The organism is Pedobacter sp. R-06, assembly GCF_049913135.1.
Classification (GTDB): Bacteria; Bacteroidota; Bacteroidia; order Sphingobacteriales; family Sphingobacteriaceae; genus Pedobacter.
The window spans coordinates 4810330-4828190 of the sequence record NZ_CP183977.1; the positions used below are offsets into that span (position 1 = coordinate 4810330).

12 protein-coding genes are annotated in these 17861 nt (G+C 39.3%); 6 read left to right on the plus strand and 6 right to left on the minus strand.

Annotation, left to right across the window (positions count from 1 at the left end):
• Nucleotides 1–32: 32 nt before the first annotated feature.
• Genes ACN9MR_RS19365 through ACN9MR_RS19375 form a run of 3 tightly spaced genes read right to left on the minus strand, consistent with a single transcriptional unit; the run spans nucleotide 33 to nucleotide 4012 of the window.
• Nucleotides 33–554, minus strand: coding sequence for a hypothetical protein (locus ACN9MR_RS19365; protein ID WP_426326166.1), 522 nt, complete (start codon nucleotides 552–554; stop codon nucleotides 33–35).
• 19 nt (nucleotides 555–573) lie between these two features.
• Complete coding sequence (locus tag ACN9MR_RS19370) at nucleotides 574–2391, minus strand: serine hydrolase domain-containing protein (RefSeq protein WP_426326168.1); 1818 nt, start codon at nucleotides 2389–2391, stop codon at nucleotides 574–576.
• Nucleotides 2378–4012: an amidohydrolase gene (locus tag ACN9MR_RS19375; RefSeq protein WP_426326170.1), complete on the minus strand. Its 1635-nt coding sequence runs from the start codon at nucleotides 4010–4012 to the stop codon at nucleotides 2378–2380. The genes ACN9MR_RS19370 and ACN9MR_RS19375 overlap by 14 nt, the downstream gene beginning before the upstream one ends.
• 491 nt (nucleotides 4013–4503) lie before the next feature.
• Between ACN9MR_RS19375 and mutL the strand changes: the two genes are divergently transcribed.
• The 6 genes from mutL (at nucleotide 4504) to ACN9MR_RS19405 (ending at nucleotide 13486) form a co-directional block, all read left to right on the plus strand.
• Entirely contained in the window at nucleotides 4504–6342 is a 1839-nt protein-coding gene (gene mutL, locus ACN9MR_RS19380; RefSeq protein WP_426326172.1) for a DNA mismatch repair endonuclease MutL, read from the plus strand.
• Between the two features lie 182 nt (nucleotides 6343–6524).
• A complete protein-coding gene (locus tag ACN9MR_RS19385) occupies nucleotides 6525–7244 on the plus strand; it encodes a rhomboid family intramembrane serine protease (RefSeq protein ID WP_426326174.1) in 720 nt (239 codons plus the stop codon).
• The gene (locus ACN9MR_RS19390) at nucleotides 7237–8091 is read left to right on the plus strand and encodes a rhomboid family intramembrane serine protease (RefSeq protein ID WP_426326176.1); all 855 of its coding nucleotides are present in this window, start codon (nucleotides 7237–7239) and stop codon (nucleotides 8089–8091) included. Before ACN9MR_RS19385 ends, ACN9MR_RS19390 begins: the two co-directional genes overlap by 8 nt.
• Nucleotides 8091–9203, plus strand: coding sequence for an endonuclease/exonuclease/phosphatase family protein (locus ACN9MR_RS19395; protein ID WP_426326178.1), 1113 nt, complete (start codon nucleotides 8091–8093; stop codon nucleotides 9201–9203). Before ACN9MR_RS19390 ends, ACN9MR_RS19395 begins: the two co-directional genes overlap by 1 nt.
• A gap of 569 nt (nucleotides 9204–9772) precedes the next feature.
• Nucleotides 9773–10405: a nitroreductase family protein gene (locus ACN9MR_RS19400; RefSeq protein ID WP_426326180.1), complete on the plus strand. Its 633-nt coding sequence runs from the start codon at nucleotides 9773–9775 to the stop codon at nucleotides 10403–10405.
• Nucleotides 10406–10759: 354 nt separating this feature from the next.
• Nucleotides 10760–13486: a carboxypeptidase regulatory-like domain-containing protein gene (locus ACN9MR_RS19405; RefSeq protein ID WP_426326182.1), complete on the plus strand. Its 2727-nt coding sequence runs from the start codon at nucleotides 10760–10762 to the stop codon at nucleotides 13484–13486.
• 136 nt (nucleotides 13487–13622) lie between these two features.
• On the opposite strand, the gene ACN9MR_RS19410 is transcribed toward ACN9MR_RS19405, so the two are convergent.
• The 3 genes from ACN9MR_RS19410 to ACN9MR_RS19420 are packed head-to-tail and all read right to left on the minus strand — an operon-like array spanning nucleotide 13623 to nucleotide 17778.
• A complete protein-coding gene (locus tag ACN9MR_RS19410) occupies nucleotides 13623–14579 on the minus strand; it encodes a 2-hydroxyacid dehydrogenase (protein WP_426326184.1) in 957 nt (318 codons plus the stop codon).
• A 60-nt stretch (nucleotides 14580–14639) separates the two neighbouring features.
• Nucleotides 14640–15449 (minus strand): DUF4249 domain-containing protein, encoded by an 810-nt coding sequence (locus ACN9MR_RS19415; protein WP_426326186.1) that lies wholly within the window; start codon nucleotides 15447–15449, stop codon nucleotides 14640–14642.
• Between the two features lie 4 nt (nucleotides 15450–15453).
• Nucleotides 15454–17778, minus strand: coding sequence for a TonB-dependent receptor (locus ACN9MR_RS19420; protein ID WP_426326188.1), 2325 nt, complete (start codon nucleotides 17776–17778; stop codon nucleotides 15454–15456).
• Between the last annotated feature and the right edge of the window lie 83 nt (nucleotides 17779–17861).

The window sequence follows — 17861 nt, forward strand, 5'->3', positions numbered from 1 at the left end:
CCAGCTTGCCAGAAAGTTGACAACTCCTAATTTTAATTTTTCAACAAGCTCCTTACGGTAACCTGTGGTGTTTCACCTGCTGGCACAATAAAAATAGCATCATTTTCTATTACTTGTCCCTGATCGAAATAATAGCCCGCGGTGACCGGTAAAACAGCGGTGATTGCTTTTCCATCCTTATCTTTTGTGGGATAGGTAACATTTATCAAATGGCTTTTCATTGCAACCTGAACCTTTTTTGAGGTTAGCCTGGCTCCTGTAGCATTAATACAATCTAACTCTACAATTTTTGAGCTGTTTATTCCCGATAGATCGAGTGAACTGGCCAAACGGATATTAAAAGATTTACCGGTATTGTTTTTTACCGAAGCCAGCACTTTGTATCGGTCGAAATTTTGATCTTTTATGGTTAATTTTTCTTTGTTAACAACAGAATAGGTTACTGCAATTCCATCAACATTTATGGTTTCTCCATCTTTAATCTGTTGTGCGTTTGCAACGCTTATCCCTCCTATAAAAAGCAAGAACAGCGCTAAAGTTTTGATTCGTTTCATATTTAGATATTTTACAGGTTTATTTCTTCGATTCGTCGATGGCTTTGTTTACCACATCTTCTATCCTACCTCTAATTTTTAAGTTCGATAACTTATCGGTAACAGTAGGATTAACACGGTTAGATAAAAATACATATACCAAACCACGGGATGGATCTACCCAAACACAAGTTCCGGTATAACCGGTATGGCCATAGGTTTGTGGAGAAGCAAGCTCCGAGGGATAATGTTTAGTCGTATCCGGATCCCAACGATCGAAACCCAAACCCCTACGACTAACATTCGATTGCTTCGAGGTAAACATATCTACTGTCGAATTCTTGAAATATTCTACCCCACCATAAGTTCCGCGGTTTAAAAGCATCTGATAAATAATGGCCAGATCGTTGGCACTGGCAAATAAACCCGCATGCCCAGAAACTCCACCCGCCAAAGCCGCGCCCTGATCGTGCACATAGCCCACTAACAAAGTCTTCCTGAAGTAGGTATCCATTTCTGTTGGGATAATCTGTTCTGGTTTAAATCGGTTACGCGGCAAGAAACCCGCTGTTTGCATGCCTAATGGTTTGTAAAAGTTTTCGTAGGTATATTGATTTAAAGGCTCTTCGCTAATATGCTCCACAATATCTTTCATTACATACATACTGATATCGCTGTACACATATTTGCCGCGTGTTTTAATTGGCGAATTGAGCATTTTAGGCCACATAAAATCCTTAAAAAAGCCTTTTTTGATATAATAGTTATCGGCCACTTTGGTCGGATAAGCTGCTGAAGAATCCCTGCTGTAATCGCCGGTTTTCACATAATCATGAAAAGGGATATAGGGAATAAAACCTGCCTGGTGCAACATCACTTCGCGAACCTGGATGTTGTTCATCGGCGTAGTACGCGCCTTTGGGATATAAGCACCGATATTGGTATCTAATTTCAACTTTCCTTCTTCAAACAAACGCATTACGGCCGGTGTGGTTGCCGTTACCTTGGTTACAGAGGCCAGATCGAAAATATCTGTTACTTTATCAGGCACATTGGTATCATAAGTATGTGTGCCATATGCTTTGTTAAAGATTACCTTGCCATCTTTAGCCACCAAAACCACTAATCCTGGCGTTGCTTTCTGTGCAATCGCTTCAGCGGCAATGGCATCAATTTCTTTTAAGTTGTTCGAATTTAAGCCCGCATCTTCGGGTACGGTATATTTTAAACGGATGGCAGTTGTAGTAAAGCCAGACCCCATGGTATAACGGGCAGAATATGCTGTTGTTAATTTATTCGAAGCAGCAATGCCACCAAAAATATATTGTGGCACAATAGCAGCCGCATCTGCATTGTTTTGGGCAGTCCACACAATTGGCGATTTTAACAGATCGAATGATTTTAAACCTGGCCCATTGCCGAAAAAGGAAATAATAACCTGTTTATTTTTACTGATGCTATTAATAAAGTTAATGTATTTGGCTTTGTTTACATTCTGATCATCAATGGCAATTAAAACAGTATTAAAATATTTAAGGTCATCTTCTAAATCGTTGAGGTTTACGCTGTCTTTGTACGAATCGGCAGAAAATGAGGTGATTTTATCATATTTATTCGCCAAACTATCGAAAACGGTACTGTAGGCAAAGCTCAGGCTCACCGAAGCAATATTCTTTTTATCGAGCGATTTTAAAGGAACAATAGCATCTTGGTTATTCAACAATACCGTTGTACGGGAAATGGCATTGGCAATGGAAAGTTTTTTCTCATTTGCTGTATGTTCCTGTGCGCAGGCCATTAAACATAAAACATTGCAGCAAAATGCTACTGCCAGGATATACAATCTATTTCGCTTCATATACTTTTTCTCCGTTCAGGTAGGTTTTTAAAACTTTGGTTTTTAATATGTTTTGTGGTGTTGATTTCAAAATGTCGTGATCGAGGATGACAAAATCGGCTAACTTGCCTTTTTCCAAACTTCCTTTCTCCTCTTCCTCAAAATTGGCTTTTGCTGCCCAGATGGTCATTCCACGTAAAGCTTCTTCGGGTGTTAAAGCATTTTCCATTTGGAAACCTCCTTTCGGGAAACCTTTTGCATCTTCTCTCACTGTTGCTGCATAAAACGTTAATAATGGATTAATGTTTTCAACCGGGAAATCGGTACCTAATGGAATCCAACCATTTTGTTTTAACAATTGTTTGTAGGCATAAGCACTTTTTAATCTTTCGGCACCTAAACGCTGACCGGCCCAATACATATCGGAAGTAGCATGCGTAGGTTGAACGGAAGGGACAATACTGGCTTTGCCGAACAGGTCAAAATCTTTAGCGTTAACGACCTGTGCATGTTCAATACGCCAGCGCTGATCGTTTTTACCTTTTAAAATTTTATTGTAAATATTCAGGATTACGCGGTTGGCCGAATCGCCAATGGCATGGGTACACATCTGAAAATGGTTGGCTGCTATTTTTTTGGCCACTTCTTCAAAATGTTTTTGATCGCTCAGCAGAAAACCGGTTTTATTGGGCATATCGCTGTAAGGATGGATTAGGCAAGCTCCACGTGATCCTAAAGCGCCATCGGCATAAACTTTAAATGACCTCACATTTAAACGGTCAGTTTTAATCGGGCCACGATTAAATAAATATTTATAATTATCAGGCTCGTCAGAAAGCATGACGTATAGCCTCATTTTAAGTTTTTTCTCTTTCTGCAGTTTTTCAATAAAATCAACAGCCAAATAACTTAAACCACAATCGTCAATAGTGGTTAAACCTGCTGCAAAACAGTTTTTTTGAGCATCCGTAAATATTTTTTCGGCGAGTTTGGCATCCGGAGAAGGAATTTTACGTTCCACCAGGGCTACAGCATTGTCGATTAAAACTCCGGTTAGTTTTCCGTTTTGACTCAGCATATCGCCCCCTACCAGTTTTTGCTCGCCTTTAATGCCTGCATCATCCAATGCTTTTTGGTTGGCAATTGCGGCGTGACCATCAATCCGATTCAGGAATACCGGACGATCAGGAAAAAGCGCTGTCAGTTTTTCGTTTGTTGGAAACGATTTATCTGCCCAATCATTTTGGTCCCAGCCATTACCAATAAGCCAACCATCGGGGTGTGTTTTAGCAAAGTTGGTTAAGCGGGCAAGTACTTCATCCCATGATTTTGTTTCCCGTAGATCGGCTGTTTGCAAACTCTGCCCATAGCCATAAAAATGGGCATGGGCATCGATAAAACCTGGATAAACCGCCTTGCCCTGGGCATTGATTTCTTCTTTACCGGCATATTTGGCTTGAATATCATCGCTTTTACCAAGTGCCAAAATTTTGCCGTTTTTTACTGCGAAAGCCTCAACCGTATCAAATTTGCTGTTAACGGTGTAAACTTTTGCGTTGTAAACAATTACATCAACTTTTTCCTTTTTAGTGCATGAAGTGAACAGCAGCGAAAAAAAGAGACTGTATAAGATAGATTTCATATCGATAAAGATAGAAAATTGAAAGCATTTGGCTTTGTAAATTCGGTTTTACAGAAATGATTTACAGTGCTTGGTCTCAGCATCCTGCTAAGCCTTTATAGCAATTGTTTTTTGCCCGCAGATTTACACAGAAAAACACAGATTTTTACGCCATGCCGCTGTAAAATAAACCCGATGGGAGCAGTATACTTTTTGGCGGCCGCCCTGAGCGGAGTCGAAGGGCAGCCAAAAAGATACAGCGGACAGCGGGACTACCCGAACCGATTGGCACAGGAACCTGCTTTTCAAAAAAAACAAAAAATTTAAGCCTAAAGAATTAATTCTTTCCAGCCATATCCTTCGACTCCGCTCAGGATGACAACTGGTGTAAATAAAACCAATAGAAGCAATTAATCCTATTTACCAACAGTCATTTACATGTTGAGTTTTAAACAAATCGGGTTCTTTAAGCTTATTTTGCATAATTTAGCGAATTCACTTTGCCTTAATACATGACTGATATTATTCACTTATTGCCTGATGCTGTTGCCAATCAAATTGCTGCCGGAGAAGTTGTTCAACGACCTGCTTCTGCGGTAAAAGAATTGCTCGAAAATTCGATAGATGCCGGCGCAGATAAAATTCAACTGGTAGTAAAAGATGCCGGAAAGGCATTGATTCAGATTATAGATAACGGCTGTGGGATGAGCGTTACCGATGCCAGAATGTGTTTCGAACGCCATGCCACTTCGAAGGTAAAGAAAGCCGAAGATTTATTCGCCATCCGTACCATGGGTTTCCGTGGCGAGGCCATGGCTTCTATTGCGGCAATCTCGCAGGTAGAAATGAAAACCCGCAGGCATGAAGATGAAATCGGCACCTGTATCTCCATCGAAGGTGCACAGGTAACCAATCAGGAACCTGTTGCTACCTCGCCCGGAACACAGATTTCGATTAAAAACTTATTTTTCAATACACCTGCCAGAAGGAATTTCCTTAAAAGTAATCCGGTTGAAATGCGCCATATCCTGGACGAATTTCAACGGGTAGCATTGGCACATCCTGGTGTTTTTTTTAGCCTGCACCACGATGGCACCGAGATTTTTAACTTACCAAAAGGCAATTTAAAACAACGTATCGTCCACCTTTTTGGCAACAACTATAACGAACGTCTGGTTCCCGTTGAAGAAGAAACGACCATTATTAACCTAAAAGGGTATATCGGTAAACCTGCTTTTGCAAAGAAAACCAGGGGCGAACAGTTCTTTTTCGTGAATAACCGCTTCATTAAAGATCCGTATTTAAACCACGCGGTAAGCTCAGCTTTCGAAGATTTATTACCGGATGACAGTTATCCGCTGTATTTACTGTTTATAGAGATCGATCCATCAAAAATTGATGTAAACGTTCACCCCACCAAAACAGAGATTAAATATCTGGATGAAAAATCCATTTATGCCATCATGAAATCGGCGGTAAAACGTTCAATTGGCCGTTATAACATTTCGCCGACTTTAGATTTTGATCAGGAAACAGGTTTCAGCAATATGATTACCCATAAAGCGGTTGAAGATATTGTTCCACCGAGCATTAATTTCAATCCTGATTTTAATCCGTTTGCAAGCGATAGTAGTTCTACATCGGGTTATGCTTCATCGCCAAGAAATTATGAAGCCAAACCAAGTGCTAAAAACTGGGGGTCGCTTTACGAAATAACAGAACAGCCAATTGTAGAACAAACTTCTATTTATGCTGATGAGACTGTTTTAGAAACCAAGCAAAAGCAGTACATGCAATTGCACAACCGTTACATTGTTTCGCAGATTAAGTCGGGATTGATGGTGATCGATCAACAAATGGCACATGAGCGGATCCTTTACGAACGTTTTCTCGTACATCTGGATGACCGCAAAGGTGCATCGCAGCAGAGTTTATTTCCGCAAACCATTACACTTAACGCCAACGATTTCGAACTGGCAAAAAGTTTATTGGATGATATAAAAAGTTTGGGCTTCGATGTACGCGAATTTGGAAAAAATACGTTGGTAGTAGAAGGCGTTCCCGTTGACTTAGGCAGCAGCAATATTAACGAAACGCAATTATTTGAACAGTTGATCGAAGGTTTTAAAAACTCGCAGCAGGAACTAAAATTAAGCAAACGCGATAGCCTGGCCAGAAGTTTAGCAAAAAATAGTGCCATTAAAGCCGGAACAAGTCTTGGTCAGGAGGAAATGAATACCCTGATTGATGAGCTTTTTGCCTGTAAAACACCTAACTTTAGCGTGAGTGGCAAACCTATTATCCAAACCATTACTTTGGCAGAGCTGGATAAGAAGTTTGAGAAAGGTTAGGAAAGTCGGAGGTCCGGAGTCGGAAGTCAGAAGATTAAATGGCATAATAAAACTTGAAGCTAAAGAGCAATATGAAACAGTTAACCGATTACCAGTTTAAACAATTAACCAGGTTCAGCGTTTGGAGTTAGGCGTTTAGCGTCGATTAACCAGTTTAAACAATAACCGATTTTTAAAATTAAATGAATAACATATATATTCCACCAGTAGTAAAAAACCTGCTGATTATTAACATCTTATTTTTCGCGGCTACTTACCTGCTTACAAATCTTCACCTTGATGATCGGTTAGCTGTATATTATTTTGATTCTCCTAAGTTTGCGTTATGGCAGCCAATTAGCTACATGTTTATGCATGGCGGAATAGCACATATCTTTTTTAACATGTTTGCCTTGTATTCTTTTGGAAGTATATTAGAATCGCGTTGGGGAGCTAAAAAATTCTTAATATTTTATTTTGTAACCGGCCTAGGTGCTTTGTTTTTACAATGGGCTGTACAAGCTTACGAGGTTCATCAGATCTTAGGAACTTTTACAGCCGGAAACAAATTAAGCTTGAGCGATTTATATAATGCAACAGATGCTTCACCTGCTAAGGTTAAAACACTATTTGGGATATATTTTGGTGGTATGGTTGGTGCTTCTGGTGCTATTTTTGGCTTATTGGTTGCTTTCGGCATGCTTTATCCAAATGCCGAATTACTGATCATGTTTATTCCTGTTCCGGTAAAAGCAAAATACATTATACCAATTTATATTTTAGTAGAGTTATCTTTGGGTGTTGCCCAGTTTGAAGGCGATTCTATTGCCCATTATGCACACCTTGGGGGAGCCCTGATCGGCTTTATACTCGTTAAAATATGGAAAGACAAAAACGATACATTTTATACGCTTTATGAATAACACTTTCAAAGATTTAAAATACAAGGTTTTTCAATCTGGCAATCCATTGTTCTTTTACATCGGGATTAATGTGATGCTGTTTTTGGTTATCGCTGTTATTGGGGTATTAAGCAAACTAAGCGGCCAAGGTGATATTATTGATATATTCGTAAGCGATTATTTAGCGCTGCCAGCAAATATTTCTAAACTGCCCGAGCGCTTTTATACCCTGTTTACCTATATGTTTATTCATGATGGGATTCTTCATATCCTATTCAATATGCTTGGCTTATTCTGGTTCGGCAACATATTCATGAACTTTCTAAAAAGCCGTCAGTTTCATTTTGTATACATAGCCGGCGGACTATTTGGAGGCATATTTGCCGTTGCTGCATTAAATATATTTCCGCTTTACGCCAGTGGCTTAGCTGGTGTAACCATTGTGGGTGCATCTGCAGCAGTAATGGCCATTATTTTCGCTGCCGCAACACTGGTACCGAATTATAGCATCATGCTGCTTTTCTTTGGCGAGGTTAAAATTAAATGGATTGCCATTATTTACTTTGTACTCGATTTTATTGCCATAGGCTCAGTAAACGCAGGCGGAAGTTTAGCGCATATTGGTGGCGCCTTATTGGGCTTTACCTTTATTAAAAGTTTGCAGAGCGGAAGGGATTGGAGTAAGCTGTTCGAACGCAAACCAAAACTAAAGGTAGTCCGGAATGAAAAACCTGTTAAAAAACCCGAATTTAAAGGCGGCGTTTCTCAACAGGAGATAGATGCCATTTTAGATAAAATATCAACCTCAGGATACGATAAATTAACAGCAGTAGAAAAAGAAAAACTATTTAAGGCAAGTAAAGATTAATGGCCACAAAAAAGAAGAAATATAGTTTAGTGGATAAACTCCTTTTGCCCATTGCCGTTGTATTGGCAATTGCTCTGCTATTAGGGGTTCTTGCCGGAAATATGGATCCAAGAAAACATGCCATTATTGCTTTTTTCGGTCTTGCCTATCCCTTTGTCTTATTCGTTAATATTATCTTCTTGGTCTGGTGGTTTTTAAGCAAAAAATGGATTTTTGCAATCGCTACCGTTCTGGTTATCGCACTAGGTGCTAAAACTTTAAAAGCAACCTTTGCCATTGGTGGCGATGAAGGTGGCACTGAAAAAGCAGACAATAGCATCAGGATGATGACTTACAACGTGCACAGTTTTAAACTGTATGGCGAAGACAATACCGAATCGGTAAAGGAAAAAATGCTTCAGGTGGTAAAAGATCAAAATCCTGATATCATCTGTTTCCAGGAATTTTTTACCCGTTACAAAGGTGCTTTTGATACGGTTGATAGCCTAAAAGTACTGTTAAACACAAAATATTATTACTTCGTACCCACAAATAAAAACGATTACGAGGCCACGGGTTTAGCTATATTTTCTAAATTCCCCATTAAAGATTCTGGTAAAATTCCTTTTGTTGAAGGTTTCCCCGGTAACATGAGTATTTATACCGACCTCAACATCAAAGGAAAAACCTTACGGGTTTACAACGTACACTTTCAATCTATCTCTTTCGAAAAACAGGATTACGAATACCTGGATAAGGTAAAGGAAATGAATACCGAACTGCAACCATCGAAACGTATTTTAAGGATGTTAAAAAGTGCTTTCTTGAAACGTAGCGGTCAGGTAGATATTATGAAAAAGGAAATGGCAACCTGTAAAACGCCTTACCTTATTGCCGGCGATTTTAACGATACCCCGGCTTCTTATGTGGTTACCCAGATCACCGCCGGATTAAACAATAGTTTTATTAAAAAGGGCAATGGCTTTGGCAAAACCTATAATGGCAAGTTCCCCAATTTTCAGATCGATTATATCGCCACTTCTAAAGATTTAGAGGTACTAAACTACAAAATTACCCAGGCCAAATTATCCGATCACTTCCCCGTACGCAGCGATTTGAGGTTTGTGCCTTAATATTACCGTTGACTGAAGTCAACGGCTAAGTAAAATCCAGCTTTACCGTTGGCTTTAGCCAACCGAGACCAAGCAAAAAATTTTCATCTGGAGCGCAAGGCCTGTACAAAACAATAAGTTTCTTCCCGTTTTGCGCTTTTACGCTTCGTTTCCTCGTGCCTCGTTGCTGCAGGGTAACACTTCAACCGGGGCTAGGTGGCTCAAACAGTATTTCATTTGTGGGGTTGCAAGATGCACAAACCCTTGTTCCTAAACCCGATAGAGCGAAATAGCCCGGAGCGCAGCGAGGATTATAAGCGAAAGCGGGGCTGTAGCTGCCAAGAACCACCAGCCACTCATTTTCTGATTCAAGAAATAGTTCCATTTCGGCCGGTGAGACACCAACCGATAGCATAAGTCTTTTTCACATTTTTCCGTTGACTGAAGTCAACGGCTATGGAAAATCGCTCTTTACCGTTGCTGGAAGCCAACCGATAGCGAACAAAAATTTTTCTTACCATACATCAACAATAGGCTTGTTCCTTATATCCATATTTGCTTCATAAAATTTAAAAAAAATCTTCAGAAATATGAGCTTAATAGATGCCCTAAACTGGCGTTATGCCGTTAAGAAAATGAACGGTCAACCTGTTGAACAAGAAAAAGTTGATAAAATTATTGCTGCAGCGCACCTGGCACCAACATCTTCTGGCTTACAGCCATTTAAAGTAATTGTGGTAACCAACCAGGAGTTAAAAGAGAAAATCGCACCGATTGCTTATAACCAATCGCAGGTTATCGATTCTTCTCACCTATTAATTTTCGCAGCCAACGAAAACTATACAGAAGAAGGTATTGATGCTGTTTTTAGCAGAATGAATGCGGAGCGTGGTTTACCTGAAAGTGGAACCGATGCTTACAAAGCGCAATTAAAAGGCATGATCTTATCCAGAACTGCTGAAGAAAACTTTAACCATGCAGCCCGTCAGGCTTATATCGGTTTCGGTATCGCTATTGCAGAAGCAGCTTTGCTAAAAGTAGATGCTACTCCGATGGAAGGCTTTAATGGTCCGGCTTTAGATGAACTTTTAGGTTTAGATAAAAAAGGTTTAAAAAGTGTTACGCTATTGCCACTAGGGCACAGGGATGAAGCCGGCGATTGGTTGGTAAACCTTAAAAAGGTACGTTCACCTAAAGAAGAATTTTTGATCGAATTTAAATAACAGGCAAACAACATCATAATTTAAAACAGGCCGCTATTTTAGCGGCCTGTTTTGTTTTAGAACATATTGCGATGACGCCTCCCAATGTATCGCACAGAATGAACCAACGTCCATCGAACCAGCCTGGGATTTGCAGACAATTAACCGATTTAAATGATTAATCAGTTAACCTTAAAAAGTATCCACATATTAGATCCTGAAACAAGTTCAGGAGGACGGTATACGGGAATTAATCAGTGAACTAATGACCAATGAACTTAAATCTTTTGTAAAAAAATGTTAAACATCATCACATTTTATGTGCTCTATTTATAATTGGATATATTTACGGGCTTAGCATTTAATATCCAATCCATGAAGATTTTTAGATTATCGTTTATAATACTGTCACTTCTATCAGCACTAAGTTTTTCTTCATCGGCTCAAACCGATACCATTAGCATAAACAGCATCATTAACAAAACAAATAAGGTGCTGAGCGATTATCCTGCAGAAAAAATTTATCTTCATTTCGATAAACCTTATTATGCTGTTGCCGATACGGTTTGGTTTAAAGCTTATGTTACCGAAAACCAGAATTTCTTATCTGCAATTAGTAAGATCATTTATGTAGATGTGATCAATCAGAAAGATTCGCTTATCCAAACCTTAAAACTACCCATTACAGGCGGTTTTGCTTACGGCAGTTTCCCCTTAGATCAGGTTAATTACAAACAAGGTAACTACCACATCAGGGCGTATACTTTATGGATGCTAAACAGTGAAGATCCGGCTTATTTTAACAAGACTTTTTATGTAGGAGAAGCCATTGATAAAGAAGTAAAAACCCATATCACTTATAAAAATACCTCTACCGATAAGTTGGAGAAAATTGATGCACGCGTACAATTTAAAGATGCCAATAATAAACCTTACGCCAATAAAAATGTAAGCTGGCAAGTGGTTACGAGTTATACAGTTATTGCCAAAGGAAGGGGCACAACAGATGCCAATGGTTTTTTAACAATAGCCATGAGCAATGCACAAAAGGCAGAATATCAATTACAAAAAGGCGAACTGATTACCAGCATTAATACAACCGATAAAGATGTGGCGAGCAGTAGCTTTCAACTTAAAAATGCTATTTTAAGCAAAGATTTTCAATTCTTCCCTGAAGGTGGAAGTTTAATTGCCGGCTTAACCAACAAGGTCGCCTTTAAAGCCATTAAAAGTGATGGTTTGGGCATTAACTCAAAAGGTACAGTAACCGATAGCGATGGCAAAACTGTTGCTGCTTTTGCCGCTCAGCATTTAGGGATGGGCAGTTTCAACTTATTGGCTGAAGCTGGAAAAACCTACAAAGCAACAGTTACTTATGCTGATGGTACTACTCAAAATTATAATTTGCCTGCAGTTGCAGCAAATGGTGTTACTGTAAATATAGATAACAGCAGCCCAGATAATATAGCCATAAAAATTGCAGCAAATGATGCTTTCTTTGAGCAAAACCAGGGCAAAAAGCTTTATTTAATTGCGCAGAGTAAAGGTGTTATCTGCTATGGTGCGCAAACAGCATTATCGAACAAAACGTATAATACCACCGTACTTAAATCTAAATTCCCGAATGGAATTGCACAATTTACCTTATTTAATGAATACGGTAAACCGTTAAGCGAGCGATTGGTTTTTGTTCAGCATAAAAATACCATGGCCGTAACTTTAACCAGTGCTGCAACTACTTACGGAATCAAGAAAAAAGTTAAAATAAACGTGGCAGCTAAAAAAGATGGCGCCCCTGTAGAAGGCAGCTTCTCGGTAGCTGTTGTAGATGAATCGAAGGTTCCATCAAACGAGGATGCAACCAGCACGATTTTAACAGGCCTGTTATTAAGCAGCGATGTTAAGGGTTATATCGAAAAAGCAAATTATTACTTTAATGCACCCGATGAGAAGAAAAACGCAGATTTAGATGTATTGTTACTTACCCAGGGCTACCGCAGTTTTAAATACACTGATATTATTGCCAATAAATTACCTAAAATTGATTTCTTACCAGAGCAAGGCATCGAAATTTCGGGTATTTTAAGACAGAACAATGGCATACCGGTTAGAAAAGGAGCTTTGTTATTAACCATACCTGATAAACGCTTTAATTTAGAAAGTACCACAGATCCTGTTGGGAATTTTAAATTCCAAAACCTGGTGTTTAACGACTCCTCTAAAGTGACTATTACCGCTAAGTATAATGTAAACTATAAAAACATGACCTTAAGCCTAAATGGTGCACCGGTACCTACATTAACCAGAAACTTTAGTGCTGCTGAAGAAGTTTTAAATATAGACAGTGCTTTAACCAATTACTTAGATAACAGCAAAAGACAATACGCTTATTTACATACCTTAAAAGATGTAAACATTAAAGCCGCGGTTGTTCCAAAAGTAAGTCATAAGGACTATCCCGCACTGAGCGGACTAAGCCAAATGGCCGACCATGAAGTTAGTGGAGACCGGTTAAAAGGTTGTGGCTTATTGATTAACTGTTTACAGGGCATGTTGGCTGGTGTTACATTTGCAGATAACAATTTCTATGTGAGCAGAGATTATAATCAGGGCAAAAAAATCCCGATGGGTATCTTTATCAATGGAATGAACGTGGATGTAAACCAGATCAATACATTAGATGCCAACCAGATCGAATCGGTTGAGGTATTTTTAAGAGATGATTTAGGCTTGGTTAATCGTGCAAATAATGTAAACGGGGTGATCGTATTCAACCAGAAGAAAGCACCAAAAGGCACTAAAATATCTAAAGCGCAGTTGCTGGATATGCTACCCAAATACTACGAACTTACCTTCTCACCACAGGGTTACAACAAAGAAAAACAGTTCTATTCTCCAAAATATGATGTTCCTGCAAGCATGAACCGCAACGATTTAAGAACAACCATCTACTGGAACCCTAAAGTGGTAACCGATGCTACGGGTAATGCTTCTTTCGAATATTACAACGCAGATGGTAAAGGCCAGTATAAAGTAATTATCGAAGGTATAGATGCCAACGGAAATTTAGGAAGATCGGTGTTTAAGTACAGCGTAAAATAAATTAATGTAGACAGTCCATGGTTGATAGTCCATAGCCAATAGCTAACAGACTATCAACCATTTTAGATCTGTATAGTTAAGGGATCATAGCCATCAGACTATGAACATTAACTAATCATAAAAGTTTAATCCTTCTTCATACCTCAAACGGCAGCTTCTCTCCTTTCAATCCAGCCAGAACATTCTTAACAATAATCTGGGCCATGGCCGCCCTGGTTTCTTCCGTAGCCGAACCAATATGTGGTAAAACTGCAACACTTTCCATCGATAGCAAAGGATTATCTCTATCCATTGGCTCAGGATTGGTTACATCTAAGCCTGCTCCCCAAATGATCTTTTCTTCCAGCGCCCGGATCAAATCTTTTTCATTATGAATACCACCTCTGGCCGTGTTAATAAAAATTGAATTGGGTTTCATCTGTTTAAAAACATCAAGCGTAAATTTATCCTTCGTTTCGGGCGTTAGCGCTGTGTGGATGGAGAGCACATCACTTTGTGCCAAAAGTTCTTCGAATGAAACATATTTGGCTCCGATTTCTTTTTCAGCTTCCTCGTTCCGTGATCGGTTATGGTAAATTACTGGCATTTGATAGGCGCCAATACATTTTTTTGCCATCTCCAATCCAATTTTCCCTAAGCCAAAAATGCCGAGGGTTTTGCCATTTACTTCAATACCCAGTTCGGGGGTTGGCTCATAGTTTTTCCATTTGCCTTTAATGATTTTTTTGTGCGCGAAGAAGGCCTTTCTCGAAACAGCAAGCATCAGTAAAAAAGCTGTATCAGCAGTTGCCCCGCTCAAAACACCAGGCGTGTTCCCGATGGGGATATTTAAGCTTTTAGCCGCAGCCACATCAACCTGATCGTACCCTACAGCGTGTAAAGCAATCACCTTTAAATGGCTGCAGGCCTTTAAAAATTGGGCATTAATTTTATTCGGACCAACACTGATCAAGGCATCCTGATCCTGGCAGGCCTCAATCAGTTCTTCGGCTGTAATCTGTCGGTTTTCTTTCCACTGGGTAATCGAAATATTGTTTTCTTCCAGTTCTTTTATGCCAACTGAAGCAATGTTGCCACTTATAAATACTTTCATGTTTATTTAACAGTAAAAATTCTAAGCTGTTTTTAATCAATTCGAATGACCAAAAAGATTTTATTTCACAGTTGCTGATAGCACCTGGTAAGTATTGGCACTAAAATAGCCGAGTGCCTGATTAGAAATATTAGAAGTGGGGTTGGCCGGAGTTGTACCCTGGTTTGGCCCCCGGTTCGATTGCTGACTTAAAGCATACCAATAATCGAAAACATTAGAATCGATACACTCCATTTCTATTTTAATCTTATCGTTCGAATTCAACTCATCACTGTCGTGGTCGTTAGTAGGTGGTTTAAAAAATAACTGGATCCTTAAGTCGTTTCCATTTGTTAAACGATCGTTATTTACATAGAAACGTTCCGATAAAATATCATTTACATACAGGTTAAAATGATAAAAATTGGTTTCGTTGGCTGGATCCTTAAAGAATACGGCAGCGGTTTTACGCTCTCTCCCAAAGAAAAAGTTTTTAATCACTCCTATCGAATCCATTTTAACCACATTGGGCATTTTTGAGCTGGCGGTGTAAGTTTGCCCTTCGGCAATAACATTTAAATTATAGGTAACACCGGGCACGCCTTTCATTTTATTGATATAGGTTCCTGGAGTTGTACCTTCTTTAAAAACATAAGTATTCCCCTTATTATCGGTTACAGTTACACTTGCACCCGAAATTTTCGGAAAAACATTCGCTTCGGTATAACCAATGGTTTTGCTGATCTTAATCTCCTGATCAATCAGTTGATCATTGATTCTACCTTCAATTACTAGCTGCGGATCAGCATTTTCAGTATCAATTTGAATAATTTTCTTGCAACCTGTAAAACAGAGAGTGAACAGCGAAAAGTATATAAACAGTTTTTTCATGCTTTTAAAATTTAAAGTTCCAGGTAATTGATGGGATAAGACCGAACAGCGAAGTTTGCTGGGCAGCAGTTTTGCCTGGATGATCAGGATCGGTAATAAATTCAATGGCATACGGATTTTTTCGGGCCAATAAATTATAGATTCCAAAATTCCAGCTCGATTGGTATTTCTTACCGGGTTTCCCCTCTAAAGTCGCACTTACATCCCATCGCATATTATAAGGCATTCGGCCTGCATTTCTTTGCGTATAATAGTAAGCCATTTGTCCGCCAACACTGTATTTCCCTGCCGGATAGGTTACGGCATTTCCAGTGCTGTAAATAAAGCTCGAAGAGAATGTCCACCGCTTGGTCATGTTGTAAATGCCCACTAACGAAATATCATGCGTGCGATCTTGCCTTGCGGGAAAATATTTACCATTATTGAGTTCGGTAAACTTACGTTCGGTGCGCGATAAGGTATATCCTACCCAACCGTTCAGCTTGCCAAATTTCTTTTTAAAAAATAGTTCCATTCCATAAGCCCTGCCTATTCCATATAAAAGTTCTGATTCTACATTTGAGTTGGCCAACAGTTCTGCCGCATTTTTATAGTCGATCTGATTCTGAAGCCACTTATAATAAATCTCTCCCGAGAGTTCATAATTGTTATCCTGAATGTTTTTGAAATACCCCAAAGCCACCTGATCGGCAATTTCGGGTTTTATATTGGTACTGCTCAACACATACTGATCGGTCGGTGAGCTGGAAGTAGCGTTGGTTAAAATATGGACGTTCTGGGTATTCCGGTTATAAGACGCCTTAATCGAATTTTCTTCGTTAAACAGATAGCTCACCGAAAAACGTGGCTCCAGGTTAAAGTAGTTTTTATGGAATTTTCCCTTGGCTACATTTTCTGTCGACAGGATGTTTCCATCGGCATCATAGGTGCTAAAATTACCAGGGCCCATTAAAGAAAAAGCAGCCAAACGTACACCATATAAAAAGTTTAAATGTTCGTTTACGGCCCATTCGTCAGAAATGTAAGCTGCTGATTCGATACCATAACGCCTTTCCTGTGTAAGCGAATTTACCTGCGATGCTTCATCACTATCAATATCAATCGGCGAAATACGGTGCTGTGTGGCATTGATACCAAAGCGAAGTATATGCTTGTTACTGAAATACTGAAAATCTTCTTTAAAGTTAAAATCCCGAACCAGTGAGGTTGCTTTAAAATTGGTCGCATCATTTAATAAGCGAACGGTATAATTGTAGTTGTTGTAAATTAATGAGGTATTCGAAAACAAACGATCGCTAAAAATATGGTTTAAACGGATGGTGGTGGTTACATTGCCCCAATTGTTTTCGAACAGATCTTTAACCCCGATATTATCCTTACCAAAATAGCCGGAAATATAAATGGTGTTCTTATCGTTGATCTTATAATTTGCCTTTGCATTAATATCATAAAAATTTAACGTACTCCCATTTACAGTCGAATCGGGCGAAGACCTTAAAAACAGATCGATATACGTTCTGCGGAAACTCACCATAAACGAACCCCTGTCTTTTACAATCGGCCCTTCTGCTTTTATACGTGAGGCAATCAGTCCGATCCCACCCTGAAATTTAAATTCTTTATTGTTCCCATCGTCCATTTTAACATCTAAAACCGACGATAACCTGCCCCCGTATTGTGCAGGCATGCCACCTTTGTACAAACTTACATCCTTAATCGCATCGGCATTAAATGTAGAGAAAAAGCCCAGCAAGTGCGAAGAGTTGTACACTACGGCTTCATCTAAAATGATTAAATTCTGGTCGGCGGCACCACCGCGAACATAGAAACCTGTGTTCCCTTCACCACCCGATTTTACACCTGGTAACAGCTGGATGGTTTTTAAGATATCTTTTTCGCCAAGCAGCACCGGAATGGAATTGAGCGATTTCATATCGATCCGCTCCAGGCCCATCTGTGCACTTTTAACGTTTTCGTTTTTACGGTTATTAGCACTTACCGTTACTTCTGCCAGCTCAGTTGCACTTTTTAATTCCTCATTTAACTTGGTATCTTTTGTTAAATTGATGGTTTTAACAACAGCCGCATAACCTGTATAACTCACAGAAACGGTATAAGTTCCCTCAGGTTGGCTCAAGGCAAAATAGCCATAGTTATTGGTTAAAGTTGCCGCGGTTGACGCTCCAGTAATCCTTACTGTAGCGCCGATTAAAGTTTCACCTGTGCCGCCATCACGGATGGTGCCGCTAAGTGTAAATTTCTTTTGAGCAAAAATAGTGGTTGAGAAAAAAAGGAGGAAGAATAAAGCTAAGTAGTGTTTTACGAGCATATTGGCTACTATCTAATTTTTAAGGTGGAAACCAAATGTACGAAATCCAAGCCCTATTAATGGATAGTGGGGAATTTCTTAAT